General features: G+C 70.5%; 14 protein-coding genes. 11 read left to right on the top strand and 3 right to left on the bottom strand.

The genetic code is table 11. The annotated features are described in order from the left end of the window. Nucleotides 1-93: 93 nt before the first annotated feature. Together Pka01_RS39900 and Pka01_RS39905 are read right to left on the bottom strand one after the other, a co-directional pair. The gene (locus Pka01_RS39900; protein WP_203888219.1) at nucleotides 94-1,620 is read right to left on the bottom strand and encodes a sugar ABC transporter ATP-binding protein; all 1,527 of its coding nucleotides are present in this window, start codon (nucleotides 1,618-1,620) and stop codon (nucleotides 94-96) included. Between the two features lie 156 nt (nucleotides 1,621-1,776). Continuing rightward, entirely contained in the window at nucleotides 1,777-3,117 is a 1,341-nt protein-coding gene (locus Pka01_RS39905; RefSeq protein ID WP_239116283.1) for an ROK family transcriptional regulator, read from the bottom strand. Nucleotides 3,118-3,383: 266 nt separating this feature from the next. On the opposite strand from Pka01_RS39905, the gene Pka01_RS39910 reads away from it, so the two are divergent. The 11 genes from Pka01_RS39910 to Pka01_RS39960 all read left to right on the top strand — a co-directional run bounded on the left by Pka01_RS39910 (nucleotide 3,384) and on the right by Pka01_RS39960 (nucleotide 22,656). Further along, nucleotides 3,384-4,691 (top strand): ROK family transcriptional regulator, encoded by a 1,308-nt coding sequence (locus tag Pka01_RS39910; protein ID WP_203888221.1) that lies wholly within the window; start codon nucleotides 3,384-3,386, stop codon nucleotides 4,689-4,691. Between the two features lie 192 nt (nucleotides 4,692-4,883). Next, nucleotides 4,884-7,661, top strand: coding sequence for a carbohydrate-binding protein (locus tag Pka01_RS39915; protein ID WP_239116284.1), 2,778 nt, complete (start codon nucleotides 4,884-4,886; stop codon nucleotides 7,659-7,661). An 88-nt stretch (nucleotides 7,662-7,749) separates the two neighbouring features. Beyond that, a complete protein-coding gene (locus Pka01_RS39920; RefSeq protein WP_203888223.1) occupies nucleotides 7,750-9,321 on the top strand; it encodes a ThuA domain-containing protein in 1,572 nt (523 codons plus the stop codon). Between the two features lie 209 nt (nucleotides 9,322-9,530). After that, a complete protein-coding gene (locus tag Pka01_RS39925; protein ID WP_203888224.1) occupies nucleotides 9,531-10,685 on the top strand; it encodes an inositol-3-phosphate synthase in 1,155 nt (384 codons plus the stop codon). Between the two features lie 44 nt (nucleotides 10,686-10,729). Further along, complete coding sequence (locus tag Pka01_RS39930; RefSeq protein ID WP_203888232.1) at nucleotides 10,730-11,623, top strand: SCO3242 family prenyltransferase; 894 nt, start codon at nucleotides 10,730-10,732, stop codon at nucleotides 11,621-11,623. Next, nucleotides 11,620-12,492 carry a sugar phosphate isomerase/epimerase family protein gene (locus tag Pka01_RS39935; RefSeq protein WP_203888225.1) on the top strand — a complete coding sequence of 291 codons (873 nt, stop codon included), beginning with the start codon at nucleotides 11,620-11,622 and terminating at the stop codon, nucleotides 12,490-12,492. The genes Pka01_RS39930 and Pka01_RS39935 overlap by 4 nt, the downstream gene beginning before the upstream one ends. Beyond that, nucleotides 12,489-13,142 carry an EboA domain-containing protein gene (locus tag Pka01_RS39940; RefSeq protein WP_203888226.1) on the top strand — a complete coding sequence of 218 codons (654 nt, stop codon included), beginning with the start codon at nucleotides 12,489-12,491 and terminating at the stop codon, nucleotides 13,140-13,142. Before Pka01_RS39935 ends, Pka01_RS39940 begins: the two co-directional genes overlap by 4 nt. Next, nucleotides 13,142-14,035: a TatD family hydrolase gene (locus tag Pka01_RS39945; RefSeq protein ID WP_203888227.1), complete on the top strand. Its 894-nt coding sequence runs from the start codon at nucleotides 13,142-13,144 to the stop codon at nucleotides 14,033-14,035. The genes Pka01_RS39940 and Pka01_RS39945 overlap by 1 nt, the downstream gene beginning before the upstream one ends. A 77-nt stretch (nucleotides 14,036-14,112) precedes the next feature. Beyond that, entirely contained in the window at nucleotides 14,113-19,851 is a 5,739-nt protein-coding gene (locus tag Pka01_RS39950) for a ThuA domain-containing protein (protein WP_203888228.1), read from the top strand. Between the two features lie 277 nt (nucleotides 19,852-20,128). Next, nucleotides 20,129-21,295, top strand: a complete 1,167-nt coding sequence (gene eboE / locus Pka01_RS39955) for a metabolite traffic protein EboE (protein ID WP_203888229.1) — start codon at nucleotides 20,129-20,131, stop codon at nucleotides 21,293-21,295. Continuing rightward, entirely contained in the window at nucleotides 21,292-22,656 is a 1,365-nt protein-coding gene (locus tag Pka01_RS39960) for an alkaline phosphatase family protein (RefSeq protein WP_203888230.1), read from the top strand. Before eboE ends, Pka01_RS39960 begins: the two co-directional genes overlap by 4 nt. A 178-nt stretch (nucleotides 22,657-22,834) precedes the next feature. On the opposite strand, the gene Pka01_RS39965 is transcribed toward Pka01_RS39960, so the two are convergent. Further along, a partial coding sequence (locus Pka01_RS39965; protein ID WP_203888231.1) for an HNH endonuclease signature motif containing protein occupies nucleotides 22,835-23,462 on the bottom strand: 628 nt, incomplete at its 5' end.

Genomic DNA, 23,462 nt, shown 5'->3' on the forward strand with positions numbered 1-23,462 from the left:
ACAGACGGGCGAGCAGCCCGTCGTTCCCGTTGAGGGGGCCGCCGGGGGCGTGTGCGGGCGGCGGCTCGGCGACCGAAGGTATACGGGGCTCGCTCATGCGAGGCTCCCTTCCATGATCATGTCGAGGACTGCGTGTTCGTCCAGCTCCTCGGCGCCGGACTCGTGGATGATCGAGCCTTCCTTGATCACCAGGACGCGGTCGGCCAGCCCGAGCACCTCGGGCACCTCGCTGGAGACCAGCAGCACGCCGACCCCCTCGTCGGCCAGCCGCCTGATCACCGCGTAGAGCTCCGCGCGGGCGCCCACGTCGACGCCGCGGGTGGGCTCGTCGAGCAGGAGCAGCTTGCGGCCGTCCACCAGCCACCGCGCGAGCACGGCCTTCTGCTGGTTTCCGCCCGACAGCGTCCTGACGGGCCGCCGGGGGTCCGGCGGCCGGATGCCGAGGGCCTCCGCGTGCTTGCGCGCGTCGGCCATCTCGCGGCCGCGGTCCAGCCAGCCGAACCGCGAATACCTGCTGAGCGCGCCGAGCGTGATGTTGCGGGCGACGCTCTGCTCCAGAAGCAGGGCCTGGGCCTTGCGCTCCTCCGGAGCGAGCCCCATGCCGAGCCGTACGGCACGGGTCGGGCTGCCGGAGCGCATCGGCTTCCCGTCGAGGATGACCTGGCCGGTGGCGCGGCGGGCGCCGTACACCGCCTCGATGATCTCGGACCGGCCCGAGCCGACCAGCCCGGCCAGGCCGACGATCTCGCCGGCGCGCACGGAGAAGGAGACGTTCCGCACGCGGCCGGGGACGGACAGGCCCTCGACCCGCAGCACCTCGGGGCGGCCGTCGTGGCTGCCGGGCTCGCGCCGGGGCGGGAACACGTACTCGACGTTCCTGCCGGTCATCAGCGAGACGATCGTGGAGGTCGAGGTCTCCTTCGCGGGCAGGCCGACCGCGACCGTCCGGCCGTCCTTGAGCACGGTCACCCGGTCGCCGATCTCGCGGATCTCCTCCAGCCGGTGGGAGATGTAGACGACGGCCACGCCCTGCGCGGTCAGCTCGCGGATGATGCGGAAGAGGTTGGTCACCTCGTCCTGCGCGAGCGCCGCGGACGGCTCGTCCATGATGATCAACCGAGTCTCGTGCGAGAGTGCCCGCGCCATGCTCACGACCTGCTTGGCCGCCGGGGACAACGCCCCCACCTCGGTCGTCGGCCGGATCTCCGGGTGGCCCAGCCGGGCCAGGAGGTCGCGGACCGCCTTCGACGCCTGTGCCGTGCGGGTGAAGCCGAACCGGGACAGCTCGTGACCCAGGTAGATGTTCTCCGTGACGCTGAGCCCGTCGACCAGGTCGAGCTCCTGGTAGATGGTCGAGACGCCGAGCCGGATGGCCGCGATCGGGGTCGGCAGCCGCACCTCTTCGCCGGCCAGGGTGATGGAGCCCTCGTCCGGCTGGTGCGCGCCGGCGAGGATCTTGATCAGTGTGGACTTGCCCGCGCCGTTCTGCCCGAGAAGGCAGTGCACCTCACCGGCGCGCACGTCGAGGTCGACGCCGTCGAGCGCGCGGACGCCGGGGAACTGCTTGACGATCCCGCGCATGAGGAGAAGCGGCGCCGTGTCGGGGGATGACTCCGGCATGGGTTGCCTCCTGGATCCTGTCTGGCTGTTGTGAGGGGGGTCGGGGCCCGTCCGCCCGGCCGGGCTCGATGCGGCACCACCGGTGACGGAGCCGAGGTCGGCGGGAACGGCTCCGTCACCGGGTTCGGCCCGGCCGGGAGGACGGGGGACTGGGGGTCAGCGAGGCTTCGCACGGTGGGACACCGGGTCAGCGCTCCCTTCCTTGCTCATCTGGGGGCCGGGCATCGCGCTGGCGCGGATGTCGACGGTGGTGGGGTCGGACAGGACGCGCTCGACGACGATTCCCGCCGCACCGCGTGAGGCGGCGCAGAAGCCGAAGTCGGACGCCACGAAGGAGCAGCGGGCGATCGACCCGGCCACCCCCCACCGTTCGAGTTCGGCCTGCGCCACGGGGATGAGCTGGTCGGCGAGCCGGGCGAAGTAGCCGCCGAGGACGATCACGCGGGGGTTGAAGAGGTTGACCAGCGTGGCCGCGCCGCGGCCCAGCCACCGGCCGACCTCGGCGACGGCCGCGGTGACCCGCGGATCGCCCGCCGCCTGCCGCGCCTCGATCTCGGCCAGGCGTTCCTCCGGGTCGCGGACCATCGCGTCGTGCGTGCCGTACGCGTTGTCGGGCGTGACCATCCGGACCAGGACGGCGAGCCCGACCTTGGTCTCCCAGCAGCCGATGCGCCCGCAGCCGCACCGGTCACCCGAGGGGTCGACGGGCACGTGGCCCACCTCCCCGGCGAACCCGTCCGCCCCGCCGAGCAGCCGTCCGCCGGCGATGATGCCGCCGCCGATGCCCACCTCTCCGGTGAGATAGACCAGGTCGGGTGTGCCGGCCGCGACGCCGCTCGTGAACTCGGCGAGCGCGGCGAGGTTGGCGTCGTTGTCCACGGTGACCGGCACCTCCCGTGACACGCCGGCGCGTTCGAGCACCTTCGCGACGGGCACGCCGTACCACCCGAGGTTGGGTGCGACGTCGACCGTGCCCGTCGTCGTGTCGATGAGCCCGGGAACGGCGACGGTGATGCCGGCGACCCGCACCCCGAGCAGGGCGAGCTCGTCGACCGCCTGCCTGATCGCCCCGGCCAGTTCGTCGAGGGAACGTTCCGGAGTGCTGTTCATCGCGTTGAAGCTGATCCGCCAGTCGAGCAGCACCCGGCCGGCGAGGTCGGTCGCGAACGCCGCGATGTAGTCGACGTTCACCTCCAGGCCGAGGGCGCCGACCCCCGAGCCGTCGAGGGCGAGCGCGAGCCCGGGACGGCCGACCGCCCCTGCGTGCTGCGGGCCGGTCTCCTTGATGAGGCCGCGTGCCAGCAACTCGCTCGCGAGGCTGGTCACCGTGGTCTTGTTCAGCCCCGTCTCCGCGGCGACGGCCGACCTGGATCGAGCGCCGTGCTCTCTCAGGTGCCTGAGCACGAGGGCCAGGTTGGAACGGCGCACGGTCGCCTGATCGGCCGGGCCCCGCCGAGGGGTGCCCGGGCCTCCGTTCCAGGTGCCCTCACGCCGCACGCAGACCTCCTTGCGAAAATTGCATGCCGAACCAGACCACTTGTTGCGTGGCCGGACGGAATTAATTTGCATGGCTCGTCGAATTAAAAGCGCGGTTTTGAAGGTCGTGCAAGCGTCGAAACGCTTCGCCTTCCGTAACTCTTGGGTAACGCGGAACGGCGAGTCGCGTGATGCGGATTCGTTACCTTCCGCCGTGGTGCACGCCTGTGATGCCCGTGTTATAAACGCGTTAATTAATCTTCGATACATACAAAGGCGGTCCGGCGTTGACCCAGAGGCAACCCCCCACGCGCTCGGCGAACGGCCTCGCCCAGCCGCTGGGTCACGCCTCCCTGCGGCGCGCCAACCTCGCGCTCGTGCTGCGCCACCTGCGCGAGGAGGGGTCCTGCTCCCGGGCGGACATCGCCGACTCGACCGGCCTGCACCGGGCCACCGTCTCCAACCTGATGGCCGAACTGCTCGAGCGCGGGCTGGTCCGCGAGGTCGGGACCGAGCGCGCCGGAGCCATCGGCCGCCCCCGGCGCGCGGTCGCCCTCGACGGCTCGCACGTCGGCGCGCTCGGGATGGAGATCAACGTCGACTACATCGCGGTCCACGGCACCGACCTGAGCGGCCGGGTCCTGGTGGAGCGCAGGATCAGCTTCGACGCCATGGGCCAGGGGCCCGACCGCTCACTCGCGGAGCTCGGCCGGGTCACCCGGCGGGTCATCGGCGACATGAAGCGGGCCGGGGCGCCGCCCGGCGGCATCGTGGTCGGAGTGCCCGGCCTGGTGGACAGCGGCCGGGGCGTGGTCGCGCTGGCGCCCAACCTCGGCTGGCACGGCCTGCCCCTCGCCGACCGCCTCCGCGAGGAGCTCGGCGGCCTGCAGGTGCCGGTGACCGTGGACAACGACGCGAACCTCGCCGCGCTCGCCGAATACACGTCCGGCGTCGCGGCCGGCACGGCGGACATGGTCTCGCTCACGGGCGAGGTCGGCGTGGGCGGCGGCATCATCGTCGGCGGACGCCTGCTGCGCGGCGCCGACGGCTTCTCCGGCGAGGTCGGCCACCTGCCCGTCGACCCCGGAGGCGACCGCTGCGGTTGCGGCCGGGTCGGCTGCTGGGAGACCAAGGTCGGGTTCGCCGCCCTGGTCCGCTCGGCCACACCCGACCAGGCGTACGGCCTGGACGCGGGGCAGGGCGCCGTGCCGACCCCCGATCCCGAGGAGCGGGTGAGGGAGATCGCGCGGGGTCTCGCCGAAGGCGACGAACGCATGGTGGGCGCGGTGGCGGAGGTCGGCAGGTGGCTCGGGCTCGGCGGCTCGATCCTGGTCAACCTCTTCAACCCGCGCGTCATCGTGATCGGCGGCTACTTCGCGCGGCTCGCCGAGCGGCTCATCCCGGCGGCCCAGGCGGAGCTCGAGCAGCTCGTGATCGCCGGGCCGGCGGCACGGTGCCGATTCATGGCATCGAATCTGGGTTTCGGCGCCGCCTCCAGGGGCGCCGCGAGCATGGTGGTCGACCACATCATGGATGATCCGACCGCGATCGGCTCGGCACCGATCGCACCCGACATTGCAGGTCAAAGAATATGACCTGCAAATTCTAAGGAGGTTTTTTCCACCAGGCTGGAGTCGGCACCTCCGGCTTTTCGAACGGCATGAGCACCACCCGCACAACCGGCAACAAGCGCGGCGGCGCGCGCCTTGCCTGACTGAGCCCCCCTAGGTCAGGAAAGGACTCTCATGTCTCCACGTCTTCGGCCGTGGGTCCCAATCTTGTCGGCGTTGTCACTGGTTATGGCGGCCAGTGTCGCGACGGCTCCGGCGGCCCAGGCCTCCGTCATCCCCGCCTCCGACTACCAGCAGGTCCAGCTGGCCGTCGGCGGCTCCGAGCTCGGCGAGGCGATGTCCCTCGCGGTGCTCCCCGACCGGTCGGTGGTCCACACCGCCCGTGACGGCACGGTCCGCGTCACCGACGCGGCGGGCAACACCAAGGTGGCCGGCAAACTGAACGTCTACACCCATGACGAAGAGGGCCTTCAGGGTGTGGCCGCGGACCCGAACTTCGCCACCAACCGGTACATCTACCTGTACTACTCGCCCCGGCTGAGCACGCCGGACGGTGACGCGCCCACCAGCGGGACCCAGTCGCAGTTCGACCAGTGGAAGGGCGAGCTGCACCTGTCGCGGTTCACCCTCAACTCCGACAACACGCTCAACCTGTCGAGCGAGAAGGTCGTGCTCGTGGTCCCCAACGACCGCGGGCAGTGCTGCCACGTCGGCGGCGACATCGACTTCGACGCCCAGGGGAACCTGTACCTCACCACGGGTGACGACACCAACCCGTTCGAGTCGAACGCGTACTCGCCCATCGACGAGCGGACCGACCGCAACCCGCAGTTCGACGCGCAGCGTTCCTCTGCCAACACCAACGACCTGCGCGGCAAGCTGCTGCGGATCCACCCGGAGGCCGACGGGACCTACACCATCCCGTCCGGCAACCTCTTCGCGCCCGGAACGGCGAAGACCCGCCCCGAGATCTACGGCATGGGCTTCCGCAACCCGTTCCGCATGTCGGTCGACAAGGCCACGGGCATCGTCTACCTCGGCGACTACGGCCCCGACGCCGGCGGCGCCGACGCGAACCGCGGCCCGGGCGGCCAGGTCGAGTTCAACCGGATCACCTCGGCGGGCAACTACGGCTGGCCGTACTGCACCGGCACGAACACCACGGCCGAGACCTACAACGAGTTCACGTTCCCGAGCGGCCCCTCGCAGGCCAAGTACAACTGCGCCGGCGGCCCGACGAACAACTCGTTCCGCAACACCGGCCTGACCACGCTCCCCGCGGCCAAGCCCGCCTGGATCAGGTACGGCGGCGAGGCCGGCTCCCCGTCGGACTTCGGCAGCGGCTCAGAGTCGCCCATGGGCGGACCGGTCTACCGGTACAACGCCTCGCTCAACTCCGCCGTGAAGTTCCCGCAGTCGCTCGACGGCCGGTTCTTCGCCGGAGAGTACGGCCGCCAGTGGATCAAGGCCATCGAGGTCAAGTCCGACGGCACCCCCGGTGACATCGGCGCCTTCCCCTGGCGCGGAACGCAGGTCATGGACCAGGCGTTCGGTCCGGACGGCGCGCTGTACGTCCTCGACTACGGCACGGGCAGCAACAACCAGGCACTGTGGCGCATCGAGTACATCGGCGGCGCCAACCGCAACCCGATCGCCAAGGCGGCCGCGGACAAGACCTCGGGCGCCAACCCGCTGACCGTGAACTTCTCCTCGGCCGGCAGCTCCGACCCCGAGGGCGGCGCGCTCACGTACTCGTGGAGCTTCGGCGACGGCACCACCTCGACCGCGGCCAACCCCACCAAGACCTACACGGCGAACGGCACCTACACGCCGACGCTGACGGTCCGGGACCCGCAGGGCCTGACCGGCACGGCGAGCCTCGTCGTGAGCGTGGGCAACACCGCGCCGACCGTGAACCTGACGACGCCGGCCAACGGCGCGCTGTTCGCCTTCGGCGACACGGTGCCGTACACGGTCACCGTCTCCGACCCGGAAGACGGCACGATCGACTGCAGCAAGGTGACCGTGACCTACTTCCTGGGCCACGACAACCACCGTCACCAGATCACGTCGAAGACCGGATGCTCAGGAACGCTGACGACCCCGACCGACGGTGAGCACGACGCGGCCGCGAACATCTTCGGCGTCTTCGAGGCCTCCTACACCGACAAGGGCGGCCTGACCTCGGTCAGCGCCCGCACCCTCCAGCCCAAGCACCGCCAGGCCGAGCACTACGGCGCGATGCAGGGCATCCAGCTGGCCGACCACGCCGGCGCCGAAGGCGCCAAGACGGTCGGCTTCACCGACAACGGCGACTGGATCTCCTTCACGCCGTACGCCCTGACCGGGGCCACCAGCATGACCGCCCGGGCGTCGTCCGGCGGCGCCGGCGGCACCATCGAGGTGCGCACGGGCTCGGCGACCGGCACGCTCCTCGGCTCCGCGGCCGTGGCGAACACCGGAAGCTGGGACACCTTCGTCAACGTGAACGTCGCGCTCTCCAACGTGCCGAGCGGCACCCAGACGCTGTACCTGGTGTTCAAGGGCGCGACCGGGCAGGGCAACCTGTTCGACCTCGACGCCTTCACCTTCAACACCAGCAGCAGCGGCACCTCGACCACGACCGAGGGCGAAGCCTTCACCTCGCAGTCGGGCGTGCAGACCGCAGGCCATTCCGGTGCCAGCGGCGGTACGACGCTGGGCTACATCGACAACGGTGACTGGGCGGGCTACTCGTCGGTGAACACCCAGGGCGCGAAGACCTTCGCGGCCAAGATCTCCTCGGCGGGCGCGGGCGGAACGATCACGATCCGCTCGGGTTCGCAGACCGGCACCGTGCTCGGCTCGGTGGCGGTCCCCAACACCGGCAGCTGGGACACCTTCCAGACCGTCTCCACCACGCTGACCGGCTCGGCGACCGGCTCACTGTTCCTCACCTTCACCGGTGGGTCCGGCTCCCTGTTCGACGTCGACACCTTCACCATCACCCGTTAGCCAGGCGACCCGCGAAGGCTGCCGCGCGCGGGGCGACGTGCCCTGTCACGTCCCCCGCGCGCCGGCGAGCCGTACAGAAAGGACAGCCATGCGCACCGTAATGCGGCGTGGTCTGGCGCTGGTCGCCGCCACACTGATCGCATCCCAGTTCGCGCCCACCCCGGCCCAGGCGGCCGACCCCGCCTACCAGGTCCTGGTCTTCAGCAAGACGGCCGGGTTCCGGCACGACTCCATCCCCACCGGCATCCAGACGATCCGCGACCTCGGCACGGCCAACAACTTCACCGTCACCGCGACCGAGGACGCGGGCGCCTTCACCGCCACGAACCTGGCGCAGTTCAAGGCGGTCGTCTTCCTCAGCACCACGGGCGACGTCCTCAACGCCACCCAGCAGACCGCCTTCACCAACTACATCAACGGCGGAGGCGGCTACGTCGGCGTCCACGCGGCGGCCGACACCGAGTACGACTGGCCGTACTACGGCCAGCTGGTCGGAGCCTGGTTCAAGAGCCACCCGGCGATCCAGCAGGCGGTCGTCAAGAACGAGGACCGCACGCACCCCGCCACGGCCGGTCTCGCCGCGACGTGGACGCGGACCGACGAGTGGTACAACTACCGCACCAACCCGCGCTCCTCGGTCCACGTGCTGCAGAGCCTGGACGAGACCAGCTACTCGGGCGGGGAGATGAGCGGGGACCACCCCATCACGTGGTGCCACCCGCAGGGGTCAGGCCGCTCGTTCTACACGGGCCTCGGGCACACCATCGAGTCGTACGCCGACCCGAGCTACCGCAACCTCCTGCTCGGCGGCATCCGGTACGCGGCGGGCATGGTGCAGGCCAACTGCGACCCGCCCACCACCCCGCCGCCCACGGGCGACACGACCACGGTCGAGGGTGAGGCGTACACCTCGCAGTCGGGCGTGCAGCCCGCGGGTCACGCCGGCGCGAGCGGCGGCACGACGCTCGGTTACATCGACAACGGTGACTGGGCCGGCTACTCGCAGGTGAACACGCAGAACGCGACGACCTTCTCCGCGAAGGTCTCCTCGGCGGGCGCGGGCGGGACGATCACGGTCCGCTCCGGCTCGCAGACCGGCACCGTGCTCGGGACGGTGACGGTGCCCAACACCGGTAGCTGGGACACCTTCCAGACGGTCACCGCCAACCTCACCGGCAACGTGACCGGGCCGCTGTTCCTCACCTTCTCCGGCGGCTCGGGCTCCCTGTTCGACATCGACACCCTCACCATCTCCCGGACCACCACGACGCCTCCCACGAGCACCACGACCGAGGGCGAGGCGTACACCTCGCAGTCGGGCGTGCAACCGGCGGGTCACGGCGGCGCGAGCGGCGGCACCACGCTCGGTTACATCGACAACGGTGACTGGGCGGGCTACTCGCAGGTGAACACGCAGAACGCGAAGACCTTCGCGGTGAAGTACTCCTCGGCGGGCGCGGGCGGGACGATCACGATCCGCTCGGGTTCGCAGACGGGCACCGTGCTGGGCTCCGTGGCGGTCACCAACACCGGCAGCTGGGACACGTTCCGGACCGTCACCGTCAACCTGACCGGCACCGCGACCGGGACGCTGTTCCTCACCTTCACCGGTGGGTCCGGCTCCCTGTTCGACATCGACACCTTCACCATCACCCGATGACCGTCACCCGATGACCACCCCCCGACAACCACCCCGATAACCACCCGATTCAGGACCCACCCGGAGTGGTGCCCGCGCGCGACGCCCGCCTGAGGCGTCGCGGCGGGCGCCCTCCCCGACTCGCGACAAGGGCCGCTCGCACGCCCGGGCGGCTCCAGGAAAAACGGCCGGGATCGTCGGCGACCGGCTCAGGGAAAAGGGAGTGACCGATGAAGATCGGTGTCTGGCTCGTAGGTGCGAGAGGATCCGTGGCCACCACGGTCGTCGCGGGAGCGGCGGCGTTGCGCGCCGGGCTCGCGGCGCCCGTCGGCTGCGTGACGGCGGGTACGGACTTCGCGGAGGCGGGACTGCCGCCGCTTGACGCGTTCGTCTTCGGCGGGCACGACATCTCCAGCACGCCGCTGCCGAAAAGGGCCGAGGAACTGACCAGGGCGGGCGTCATCCCGTCGCCGCTGGCCGACCTCGTCCGCCACGAACTGGAGGCCGCCGACGCGGAGATCAGGCCCGGCATCGCGGGCCCCGTTCCCCGTGAAGGACAGACCCAGGCCGCCCTCGCGCAGGCGCTGATCGACGACATCACCGACTTCCGCGACCGGCTCGGCCTCACGCGCGTGGTCGTGATCCACGTGGCCTCGACCGAGCCGCCCGTCGCCCCCGACCCGGCCCATCAGAGCCTGGAGGCGCTGACCGCGGCGCTCGAGACCCCCGACGCCGCCGTCCTGCCGCCGAGCTCCCTCTACGCGTACGCCGCGCTCAGCGCAGGCTGCGCGTACATCGACTTCACGCCGTCCACCGGGGCCTGGCTGCCCGCGCTCGACGAGCTGGCCAACGCCCGCGCCGTTCCGTACGCAGGAAGGGACGCCAAGACGGGGGAGACCCTGCTCAAGACGGCTCTCGCCCCCATGTTCGCGGCCCGCGCCCTGGCCGTCCGCTCCTGGTCGGGGACGAACCTGCTGGGCGGGGGAGACGGCGCGACCCTGGCCGACCCGGCCGCGGGCGAGAGCAAGAAGATCTCCAAGGAGCGCGCGCTGCCCTCGATCCTCGGCCACGCCGTCGAGGGGCAGACCCACATCGACCACGTGGCGCATCTCGGCGACTGGAAGACCGCCTGGGACCACATCACGTTCGAGGGTTTCCTCGGGGTGCGCATGTCGATGCAGTTCACCTGGCAGGGCTGCGACTCGGCGCTCGCCGCCCCGCTGGTGCTCGACCTCGCCCGCCTGATCACCCGCGCGCACGAGCGCGGCCTGGCGGGCGCCGTCGAGGAGCTCGGCTTCTTCTTCAAGGACCCACTGGCGACGGACGAGCACCGCCTTCAGGTGCAGTACGACCTGCTGCGCGCCTGGGCCGGGAACCTGGCGTGAACCCGGCTTCTCGCACGACCCCCGGCGTCGCCCCCGGCGTCGCCATGCCCGGCCTCGCCACGCTGGCCGAGCTCGTCCGTGCCCCCGCGGCCCTCACCGTGCCCGGTGACACGACCGCGGGCGGAGCGGTGAACCCGGGCCTGGCGTTGTCGTCGGTCTGCCTCTACTGGGCCGGGATGGCGCTGAACGACTACGCCGACCGCGACCTCGACGCCGAGGAGCGACCCGAGCGGCCCATCCCCTCCGGACGCGTCCGGCCGGGGCAGGCGCTCGGCCTCGCGGCCGGGCTCACGGGCGCGGGCCTCGCGCTCGCGGCGGGCGCGGGCGGGCGCCGGTCACTCGGGGTCGCCACCGGGCTCGCCGCCGTCGTCTGGGCCTACGACCTCGCGCTCAAGGACACCGCCGCCGGACCGCTCGCGATGGCCGCGGCGCGCGGCCTCGACGTGCTCCTCGGTGGTACGGCCCGAGCCGGGGAGGACACCGGCGCGGCCGTGCTCACCGCGGGCGCCGTCGCGGCGCACACCTACGGGGTCACGGCCCTGAGCCGGGGCGAGGTCAACGGCGGATCGGCGGCCCGCTCGGCGACGGCGCTGGCCGCCACCGCCCTGGCCACCGGGCTTGCCGCCGTCCACGTCCACCGGTCGGCGACGCACACAAGTGCTTCGGATTCCCGCACGAACGCGGGCGCCGTCGCGCGCAGGGCAGCCGGGTTCGGCCTGACGGCCGCCTACGCCGGGCTGGTGGGCCGGGCGCAGCTCGCCGCGGCCAGGCGACCCGACGCGGCGCGGACCCGGGCCGCCGTCGGCCAGAGCATCCTCGGGCTGCTGCCGCTGCAGGCCGCGCTCACCGCCGGGCGCGGCCGGCTCGTCGTTGCGGCCGCTCTCGCGGCGGCTCATCCCCTCGCGAGGAGGCTGTCGAGAAAGGTGTCCCCGACGTGAGATTCGGCTACGGGACCAACGGCCTCACCAACCATCGCCTCGACGAGGCCCTCGCCGTGCTCGCCGAGCTCGGGTACGACGGCGTCGCGCTCACCCTGGACGCGGGGCACCTCGACCCCTACGCGCCCGACATCGTCCGCCAGGTCGACCACGTCGCCAAACGGCTCGGGGAGCTCGGCCTCGCCGTGGTCATCGAGACGGGCGGGCGCTATGTGCTCGACCCGTTCCGCAAGCACCACCCGACGCTGCTCCACCCCGCGGAACAGGCGGAGCGCCGCGTCGACCTGCTCCGCCGCGCCGTACGGATCGGAGCCGACCTCGGTGCCGAGGCCGTCTCGTTCTGGAGCGGGATCCGCCCGCCCGAGATCGGGGTGGAGCAGGCCTGGGACAACCTCGTCGCGGGCGTCACGGCCGTGCTCGACGAGGCGGTGACCCGCGACGTCACGCTCGGCTTCGAGCCGGAGCCGGGGATGCTCGTCGAGGACGTCGCGGGGTTCGAGCGGCTGCACGGGCTCGCCGGCACGCCCGACCGGCTCGGCCTGACGCTGGACATCGGCCACTGCCGGTGCCTGGAGCCCGATCCCGTGCCCGACAGCGTGCGGCGCGCCGGGCCGTACCTGGTGAACGTGCAGATCGAGGACATGTGCCGCGGCGTGCACGAACACCTGGAGTTCGGCGAGGGGGAGATCGACTTCCCGCCGGTCCTGGCGGCGCTGGACGAGGTGGGCTACCGAGGCCTCGTCAGCGTCGAACTGCCGCGGTACAGCCACGCCGGGCCGGCGATCGCCGAGCGCTCGTTGCGCTTCCTCCGCGACGCCCGCGGCCCACACGAGACTCCCCTGTTCGAACCCCCGAGGGAGGACGGATGACGACCTCGAACGTGCCCGAGATTCCCCTGACCGACGATGGCGCACGCTGGCTGGAGACCGCGGTGGAGCGGATCCGCGCGGACGCCGGCGCGCTGGCCGCGCTGTTCCCCGCGGCCGGCCGGGCCTGCGGCCGGGAGCCCGTTCCCGGCGATCCCGCCTGGACCGTCGACGAGGCCGCGCGGGCGCGGCTGCTGCTCGCCCTGCCCCAGACGGGCGCTCACCTGGGGGAGACCCTGTTCGAGCTCTACGCCCACGGCGACGCGGCCGAGCGGCTCGCCGTGCTCAGATCGCTGCCCGCCCTCGAGCATGACTCCGGGCTCGGCGACTCGGGGGTGCCGCTCGTGCGTGACGCGCTGCGGACCAACGATGCCCGGCTCGTCCAGGCGGCGATGGGCCCGTACGCCGCCGGTCACCTCTCCGATCACGCCTACCGGCAGGCGGTGCTGAAGTGCGTGTTCATCGGCGTGCCGCTCGCCGCGGTGGCCGGGCTCGACAGCCGCGCGGACGGGGAGATGGCCAGGATGATGGCCGACTTCGCCGAGGAGCGGCTGCTCGCGGGACGCGAGGTGCCGCCGGACGTGTGGCCGGTGCTGGAACGCCACCCGACTTTCCTGACCAGGATCCACGCCCTCATCGGGGAGGAACGCTGATGCGCATCTTCGACCCCCACATCCACATGACCTCGCGGACCACCGACGACTACGAGCGCATGTACGCGGCGGGGGTGCGCGCCGTCGTGGAGCCGGCCTTCTGGCTGGGGCAGCCGCGCACGTCCCCCGCCAGCTTCGCGGACTACTTCGACGGCCTCCTCGGCTGGGAGCCGTACCGCGCCGCCCAGTTCGGGATCGTCCACCACTGCACGATCGCGCTGAACCCGAAGGAGGCCAACGACCCGCGTCTCCGGGGCGTCCTGGACCTCCTGCCGCGCTATCTCGCCAAGGACCGCGTGGTCGCGGTCGGCGAGGTGGGCTACGACGAGATCTCGCCGGCCGAGGACGAGGCGCTGACCCGCCAGCTCGCGCTGGCCGCCGAGCAGGGCCTGCCGGTGCTCGTCCACACCCCGCACCGGGACAAGGCCGCAGGAACCCGGCGGACCATCGACGTCGTCCGCGAGTCCGGCCTGCCGCCCGAGCGGGTGCTCATCGACCACCTCAACGAGATGACGGTCGGCATGGTCGCCGACAGCGGCTGCTGGATGGGCTTCTCCGTCTACCCCGACACCAAGATGGACGTCGACCGGATGGTCACGATCCTCAAGGACCACGGACTCGACCGGGTCCTGGTGAACTCCGCGGCCGACTGGGGCCGCAGCGACCCGCTGAAGACCCGGGCCGTCGGCGACGCGATGCTCGCCGCCGGGTTCTCCGAGGCGGACGTCGACACCGTGCTCTGGGCCAACCCCGTCGCGTTCTACGGGCAGAGCGGCCGCCTCGACCTGTCGGGCGTCGCCGCGCAGGCCACTGAAGCCACCATCACCGCGGCAGCGGTCGCAGCCGGCGGCGACTACGCCGGCAACACGGTCTTACGCGGTTCGCCCGCGTGAGGAAAGGCACTCGGGGGTCTCCGCCGCGAGGCGGGGAGCGCAAGAGATCCACAGCACGTCCTTGGGAAAGGTGGGCGATGACCCGCAGGAAGTTCGCACCGACCATGAGAAAGGCGCTGGCCTTCGTGGCTGCCGCCCTTCTCGCCTTATCCATCGGAATCGTGTCCCCAGGCGTCGCGGCGGCCGCCGCGGACCCGCCCTTCAAAGCATTGGTCTTCTCCAAGACCGCAGGCTTCCGGCACTCGTCGATCCCGAACGGGATCGCCGCGATCAAACAGCTGGGACAGGACCACAACTTCACCGTCGACGCGACAGAGGACGCCGGCGCCTTCACCGACGCCAACCTGGCCAACTACCAGGTCGTCATCTTCCTCTCCACCACGGGCGACGTGCTCGACGCCACCCAGCAGGCCGCCTTCGAGCGGTACATCGAGGGCGGAGGCGGCTACGCCGGCGTTCACGCGGCGGCCGACACCGAGTACGACTGGCCGTGGTACGGCAAGCTCGTCGGCGCCTACTTCAAGCAGCACCCGGCTCCGCAGCAGGCCACGGTCAAGATCGAGGACCCGGCCCACCCGTCCACCAAGGGGCTGCCCACCACGTGGTCCCGCACGGACGAGTGGTACGACTACCAGACCGACCCGCGTGGCACGGTCCACGTCCTGACCTCCCTCGACGCCTCGTCGTACACGGGCAGCACGATGGGGGCCGACCACCCCAACACGTGGTGCCAGGACTATGACGGCGGCCGTTCCTGGTACACCGGGCTCGGGCACACCGAGGAGAGCTACACCGACCCGAGCTTCCTGAACCTGCTGCTCGGGGGCATCCAGACGGCGGCCGGCGTGGTCGACGCCGACTGCTCGGCGAGCCTGGACGGCAGCTTCGAGAAGGTCACGCTCGACGACAACACGTCCAACCCGATGATGCTGGACGTGGCCCCCGACGGCACCGTCTTCTACATCGACCGTCTGGGCGACATCAAGTCCGTCAAGCCGGACGGCGGCCTCGTGAGCACCGGACGTCTCAACGTGTTCACCGCCAACGAGAGCGGCCTGCTCGGCATGGCCCTCGACCCCGACTTCGGCGACAACCACTGGATGTACCTCTACTACTCGCCCACGGCCAAGGTCGTCGACCGGCTGTCGCGCTTCACCGTGAACGCCGACAGGACCATCGACATGGCCAGCGAGAAGGTCCTGCTGGAGATCCCCGTCCAGCGGGCCGAATGTTGCCACCACGGTGGCGGCATGGTGTTCGACAAGGCCACCGGCGACCTGTGGCTGGCCAACGGCGACAACACCAACCCGTTCGCCTCCGACGGCTACGCCCCGATCGACGAGCAGTCGGGCCGGTCGGCCTGGGACGCCCAGGGCACCGCGGCCAACACCAACGACCTGCGCGGCAAGGTGCTGCGCATCCACCCCGAGCCCGACGGGACCTACACGATCCCCGACGGCAACCTGTTCCCGCCGGGCACCGCGAAGACCCGCCCCGAGATCTACGGCATGGGCTTCCGCAACCCGTTCAGGATCGGGATCGACCCCAAGACCCACAAGCTCCTCGTGGCCAACTACGGTCCTGACGCCGGAAACGCCAGCGCCACCCGTGGCCCCGAGAACACGGTGGAGTGGGACATCCTCAACCAGCCCGGCTTCTACGGCTGGCCGTACTGCGTGGGCAACAACAAGCCCTACATCGACTACAACTTCGCGACGGGTCAGTCCGGTTCGGCGTTCAACTGCGCGGCGCCGAAGAACGACTCGCCCAACAACACGGGTCTCACCGACCTGCCCAAGGCCATCCCGGCGATGGTCTACTACCACTACGCGGCCGACCCCGCCTTCCCCGAGTTGGGCGGCGGTGGCGCGCCGATGGCGGGCCCCGCCTACCGCTTCGACCCCGACCTGGTCTCCGACCGCAAGTGGCCGGCCTACTGGGACGGCAAGGCGATCTTCGCGGAGTGGAACCAGGACAAGCTCTACTCGTTCCAGCTCAACGAGGACGGCAGCAAGCTCGTCGACATCAACCAGATCTTCGGGACCATGGGCTTCAAGAAGCCGATGGACATGAAGTTCGGGCCTGACGGCGCGCTCTACCTGATCGAGTGGGGCTCCGGATTCGGTGGCGACAACACCGACTCGGGCGTCTACCGCATCGACTATGTCAAGGGGAACCGGGCGCCCGTCGCCAAGGCGGCCGCCGACAAGACCTCCGGTCCCGCGCCCCTGACGGTGAAGTTCTCCAGCGAGGGCTCACGCGACCCCGACGGCTCGCCGATCACGTACGCGTGGGACTTCGACGGGAACGGCAGCGTCGACTCGACCGAGGCCTCGCCGACCCACACCTACCAGGGCACCGGCGACTTCAGCGCCACCCTCACGGTGACCGACGAGGACGGCAAGACCGCCGCCGCGAGCGTGCCGATCACGGTCGGCAACACCACGCCCACGGTGACGATCAACCTTCCGCCGAACGGCGGCTTCTTCGAGTTCGGCGACCAGGTGAAGTTCGACGTCACCGTCACCGACCCCGAGGACGGGACGGTCGACTGCGACGACGTGCAGATCCAGGCGGTGCTCGGGCACGACACCCACGGCCACCCGCTGGACCAGTACACCGGTTGCACCGGCACCGTTCAGACCACGCTGTCGTCCGGGCACACGGAAGGCGACAACGTCTTCTACGTGTTGGAGGCCAGCTACACCGACAAGGGCGGAGCCGGCGGTTCCAAGTCGCTGACCGGCAGGGCCCAGGTCATCCTGCAGCCCAAGCGCAAGCAGGCCGAGTTCTACTCGACCACCGGCCGCGTCCCCGACGGCACCGGCACCGGCGACCCCGGCGTCAAGGTCGAGACGGCGTCCGACCCGCAGGGCGGTTTCGAGGACATCGGCTTCATCGAGGACGGCGACTACTGGTCCGTCACCCCGGCCAACCTGGCGGGCATCGGGCGGATCACCTTCCGCGCCGCGTCCGCTTCGACGGGCGGCGTGATCGAGATCCACGCCGGTACGGCCGACGGGCCCCTCGTGGGCAAGGCGACCGTGCCGAACACGGGAGGCTGGCAGACGTACCAGAACTTCCCGGTCGACATAACCTCTCCGCCGACGACGAGCGGGCCGCTGTTCTTCGTGGTCCGCAAGCCCGCCGGCGGCAACAACGACTCACTGCTGAACGTCAACTGGGTCGACTTCGAGGGCCAGGGCGTCACCGACAACCAGCGGCCCACGGTCACCGCGACGGCGACGCCGACGCGGGGAGTCGCACCTCTCCAGGTCGCCTTCCACAGTGAGGGCAACGACCCGGACGGCAACACTCCGCTGACCTACAAGTGGAACTTCGGCGTCGCCGGGGCTCCGCAGCCCACCACGCAGGACGCGTCCTACACCTACCAGGCGCCGGGAACCTACGACGCCCAGGTGACGGTCACCGACACGAAGGGCGCCGCGAGGACCGAGCACGTCCAGGTCGTCGTCGACAGCCCGAGCACGACCTGCCTCACCGGCAAGTCGGACGGTTTCGACGGCACCACGCTCGACCACAACAAGTGGACCGTCATCAGGGAGAACCAGGACCTGACCGTCTCCGGCGGCAGCCTGCACATCCCGACCTCCGCGACCGAGATCTACAGCGGAGGCAACACGACGCCCGTCACGAACATCGTGGTCCAGCCCGCTCCGAACGGCGCATGGCAGGCCACCACCAAGGTGACGATCGCGGCCCGCACCGAGTACCAGCAGGCCGGTCTGCTCCTGTACGGAGACGACGACAACTACGCCAAGCTGGTGATCCAGGGCCGTGGCACGAGTGGCGCGGCCGGGCGCATCATCCAGTACATCAGGGAGGAGAACGGCCAGCCCAACGAGGTGGCCCAGTCCAACTCCGCCAGCCTGGGAGCGTCGTTCCCCGACACCGTGTACCTGCGGTTGTCGAGTGACGGCACCCGCCTCGCGGCGGCGTACTCCGCCGACGGCGAGACGTGGACCCAGATGCCGCAGACGGACAAGCTGATCGCCGGGATCAACAACCCGCGCATCGGCATGACCTCGTTCGCCAGCACGGGCAACCGCACGGTGATCGACGCGGCGTTCGACTGGTTCCAGATCCTGCCTGACGACACCGCCACCGGCCCCGCCGACCCGAACGACGTGTTCGACGGCACCTCGCTCGACCAGTGCCGGTGGAGCACCGTCGTCCGTCCTGACCCCACCGCGGTGCGGGTGACCGGCGGCAACCTGGAGATCGACACCGGCAAGGGTGACATCTACGGCACGGACAACTCCGGTCCGAAGAACTTCATCCTGCAGACCCCGCCTGCCGGGGACTGGACCGTCGAGACGAAGGTCGACGGCAGCGCGTTCAATGAGCAGTACCAGCAGGGCGGTCTCATCGCGTACGGCGACGACGCCAACTACGTCAAGCTCGACTACGTCGTGGACAACACGGCGGGCTCCGCGGTCACCCGCAGGCTCGAGCTGCGCAGCGAGGTCGGCGACGCCGTGCAGGACCCGCAGCCCGGGGTTTCCAACCTCACCCAGGGCGTCTGGTGGCTGCGCCTGGCCAAGCAGGGCAACACCTACCACGGCTACTACTCGGCCGACGGCGCCACGTGGACCGAGGTCGGCTCGCCGACCCCGGTGACGAACGCCGCCGTGAACGGGGCCAAGGTCGGCGTGTTCGCCTTCGGCGTCAACCAGGCGGCGACGAAGACGGCGAAGTTCGACTACTTCCGCGCCTCGTGGGGCGAGCAGCCGGACACCACCCCGCCCACGGTCTCGGCCGCGACCGTCCCGGCGGCTCCCGACGGGGCCGACGGATGGTTCGTGTCCAGCGTCGCGGTCGCGGTGACCGCGGCCGATGAGGAGTCGGGTGTCGACAAGACCGAGGTCAGCGTGGACGGCGGGCCGTTCGCGGCCTACACCGACCCCGTGGGCATCTCGGCGGACGGCACGCACACCGTGGCGTACCGGGCGACGGACAAGGAGGGCAACACCGCCGACGGTTCCATCACGGTGAAGAAGGACGCCACCGCACCCCTGACGACGGCGCAGTTCGCGCCGGCCAACGACGACGGCTGGCACGGAGCCACCGTGCCGGTCACCCTGTCGGCGACCGACGCGACCTCCGGTGTGGCGGGGATCGAGTACGCCCTGGACGGCGGAGCGTGGAAGCCGTACACCGAGCCGGTGAACGTGACCGGCGACGGCACCCACACCGTGGCCTACCGGGCCAAGGACAAGGCCGGAAACGTGGAGACCGAGAAGGCCGCCACGCTGAAGATCGACGGCACCAAGCCGACGGTCCTCGTCTCCGGCATCGCCGCCGGGCAGATCTACGGCGACAGCCAGGACGTGCGCATCACCTGGCAGGCCGTGGACAGCACCTCCGGGGTCAAGACCCTGGCGGGCCGGCTGGACGGCGAGCCGTTCCAGTCCGGGCTGCTGCGGTCGCTGTTCGAGTTCCCGCTCGGCACGCACGAGTTGAAGGTCACCGCGACGGACAACGCCGGCAACAAGACGGTGCAGTCCGTCTCGTTCGGCATCACCACCTCCACGCGTGACATCGCCAACCTGATCGACCGCTTCGCGGCGACGGGCTGGCTCAACCAGAAGAACGCCAAGACACTCCAGGACCAGCTCGACAAGGCCCGCAAGGCCGAGGCGAATGGCAACGACAACAAGACGATCAAGGAGCTGAAGAACTTCAAGACCCTCGTCGCCGACCCGAAGGTCGTGACAGTGGCCGACGTCAAGGACGTCCTGACCCGCGACGCCGACGCGATCATCACGCGGCTGAACGGGCCGGCCGGAGGCTGACGAAAGGCAGGGGCGGCCCGTTTCCGCGGGCCGCCCCGGTCCTTTCCCCGTTTCACCATTGCCCCGTTTCACCATTGCCCCGTTTTCTATTTCCCCGTTTCTCTGTTTCCCGGTATTTCCCGGAGTCTGCCCATGGCCGGCGCTGACCGGCCGTGAGCAGCACCTGCCGTGAGCAGCACCCTGTCCCTTGTCCGCCTGTCTCTTGTCCGCTTGCCTCTTGTCCGCCCGTCTCTGTCCGCCCGTCTTTGTCCGCTCGTCGGAGTGAAGGAACGACAACGTGAGATTCCGGCATCAGGACGGCTCGACCGTCCACCTGGCGTACTGCACCAATGTTCATCCGGCAGAGGACCTCGACGGCGTGCTCGCGCAGTTGCGCGACTACGCGGCACCCGTTCGCGAGCGGCTCGGCGTCGCACGGCTCGGCGTCGGCCTGTGGTTGTCGCGCCCCGTCGCCGACGCGCTGGTCGCCGACCCCGCACAGGTCGTACGGCTCCGCGACGCCCTCGCCGGCCACGGGCTGGAGGTCGTCACGCTCAACGCGTTCCCGTACCGGAGCTTCCACGACGAGAGCTCGTCCAAGCTGCGGGTCTACCGTCCGGACTGGACCTCACCCGAGCGCCTCCACTACACGCTCGACGTGGCCAGACTGCTGGCGGCGCTGCTCCCCGACGACGTCACGTCGGGGACCGTCTCCAGCCTGCCCCTCGCCTGGCGCAGCCCGTGGACGCCGGACCAGGCCGAGGCCGCGAGACGGCGGGTCGACCAACTCGCCGAGGGACTCGCCGTCATCGCGGCCTCGACCGGACGGACCATACGCGTGGGCTTCGAACCCGAGCCCGGTTGCGTCGTCGAGACCACCGCGCAGGCGGCCGAACATCTCTCCGGACTCGACCCCTCCCTCCTGGGCGTCTGCCTGGACGCCTGTCATCTGGCCGTGCAGTTCGAGGAGCCCGGCGAGGCGCTCGCGCGGCTGAACGCTGCGGGCCTTCCGGTGGTGAAGCTCCAGGCGTCGTGCGCCCTGCAGGCCGACGACCCCGCCGACCCCGCCGTACGGGAGGCGTTGTCGGCCTTCGACGAGCCGCGGTTCATCCACCAGACGCGGGAGCGGGACCAGTGGCCGGGGGCCGACGACCTCGGGGAGGCGCTGTCCGGAGACCTGGCCGGTGCCTCGCCATGGCGGGTGCACTTCCACGTGCCCCTGCACGCCGCAGCCGCGGCGCCTCTCCGCTCGACGCAGGACGTGCTGGACGGGACCCTGCGGGCCCTGCTCGGCGGCCCGGCCGCCCTCACGCACCACGTCGAGGTGGAGACCTACACGTGGCAGGCGCTTCCGGAGGACCGCCGTCCCCGGACCGGCGGCGACCTCGCCGAGGGGATCGCCCAGGAGCTCGCCTGGGCTCGCGATCGCCTCATCGACCTCGGACTGAAGGAGGAGACCCGATGAGACCCCTGGTCGTCGTCGACGTGGTCGGGCTGACGCCTCGGCTGCTTGAGCACATGCCCAACGTGGCCAAGCTCGGTGCGCCGGCGGAGCTGCGGACGGTCTTGCCGGCGGTGACGTGCTCGGTCCAGTCGACCCTGCTCACCGGTGCGATGCCGCGTGACCACGGGATCGTCGGCAACGGCTGGTATTTCCGCGACGTCGGGGAGGTCCTGCTCTGGCGGCAGCACAACGCGCTCGTCGAAGGCCCGAAGATCTGGGACGACGCCAGGAAGGTCAAACCCGGCTACCGCGTCGCCAACATCTGCTGGTGGTACGCCATGGGCGCCGCCACCGAGTTCACCGTGACGCCGCGGCCGATCTATCACGCCGACGGACGCAAGTCCCCTGACTGCTACACGACCCCGCCGTCGCTGCGGAACGACCTGACCAGGGAACTCGGGCGCTTCCCGCTGTTCTCCTACTGGGGGCCGACGGCGGGGATCACCTCCAGCCAGTGGATCGTGGACGCGGCCCGGCTCATGCTCGCGCGGGAGCGGCCCGATCTCACGCTGGTCTATGTGCCGCACCTCGACTACGACCTGCAACGGTACGGCTCGTCGGGGCCCGAGGCGGTGGCCGCCGCCCGGGAGGTCGACAGGGTCCTCGGTCCGCTGCTCGACGATGCCGCGGCGGCCGGCGCCGTCACGGTCGTCCTTTCCGAATACGGAATCACGGACGTGTCCCGGCCCGTCGACGTCAACCGGGTGCTGCGATCCGAAGGGTTGTTGTCGGTCTACCGGCAGGCCGGCATGGAGTATCTCGACCCGTGGGTCTCGCGGGCGTTCGCCGTGGCCGACCATCAGCTCGCCCATGTATACGTGCGGGATCCCGCGGACGTCCCCCGGGTCAGGTCGCTGATCGGCTCGCTGCCGGGCGTGGATCAGGTCCTCGATGCGGAGGGGAAGGCGGCACACGGGCTCGACCACGCCCGGGCCGGAGAGTTGGTCGCGGTCGCCGCGCCGGACTCGTGGTTCACGTATTACTACTGGCTCGACGACGACCTCGCTCCGGACTTCGCGCGGTCCGTTGAGATTCACCGCAAGCCCGGCTACGACCCGGCCGAGCTGTTCATGAATCCGGCCGACCCTCTGGTGAAGGCCAAGGCCGCGCTCGCCCTGGCCCGCAAGGAGCTGGGATTCCGCTACACGATGCCGGTCATCCCGCTCGACCCCTCCATGGTGAAGGGCAGTCATGGCCGCCTGCCCGCCGACCCGCTGGACGGCCCCGTCCTGCTCAGCAGCGAGACCCTCGACCGCCAGTCGTATGCCGCTACCGACGTCAAGTCGCTCCTCCTCCGCCTCGGTGGGCTGCAGCAGATGTAGCCGCCCACCCCGGGGCGTTCCCGGATCGTGGTGATGTTTCGCGGGTCACGGCCATGGCGCCGCTCGGTGCCTGGTCGTGACCCGCGGCGACTCCGCCCTCGTTCCCAGCGCGCCTTACGTGGGGCTCGCTCCAGACTCACGCGGAGTTCGCGCTGGGGTCAGATGCTCTGATCCCGCTTCATGGCGGCCGGTCCGGTGGGGTGTCGTTTGCTGTGGTCGCAGTGGTCGCTGTCTGTGGGGTCGTCGTGGGTGGTTGTGGTGGGTGGTTTTGGGGTCGGGGGGTGTAGGTGAAGGCCCAGCGGTCCTTGCCTTCGCGTCGGCGTTGGTAACGATGGGGGTGGCGGTAGCGATCGCGGTTGTGGAATTGGCAGGCGGGTCCGAGGAGGCGCAGGTTGGTCAGCCCGCCGTCGATCCAGTTGTCGGCGTGGTCGATCTGACACATGGTGGCGGGAAGCGGGCAGCCGTCGATCCAGCAGGTGGAGTATCGGGCGAAGACTGCTCGGCGTTGGATTTTGGTGGCCAGGCGGACGGCGCGGCCCATGTCGAGGACCTGGCCGTCGGCGTCCATCACCAGGCGCATCAGCGTGGAGGTGCGTGCCAACCGGTCCACGTCAGCGTGTGACAACAACTGGCCGGTGGACAGCAGCAACCCGGGCACCTTCCACCGCAGCTTCGACGGTTCTCGTGCCTGCTCTTCCTCGGGGGTTTCCGACTGTGTTCCTGGTTGCCGTCGGTCCTCCTCGAGGTGGTCTTCAGCCCGGCAGTTGGTGTCGTCAGCGCTGCCGTTGCTCGCCGTGGGGTCGGGG

This window comes from Planotetraspora kaengkrachanensis (assembly GCF_016862895.1).
In the GTDB taxonomy this organism is placed as follows: domain Bacteria; phylum Actinomycetota; class Actinomycetes; order Streptosporangiales; family Streptosporangiaceae; genus Planotetraspora; species Planotetraspora kaengkrachanensis.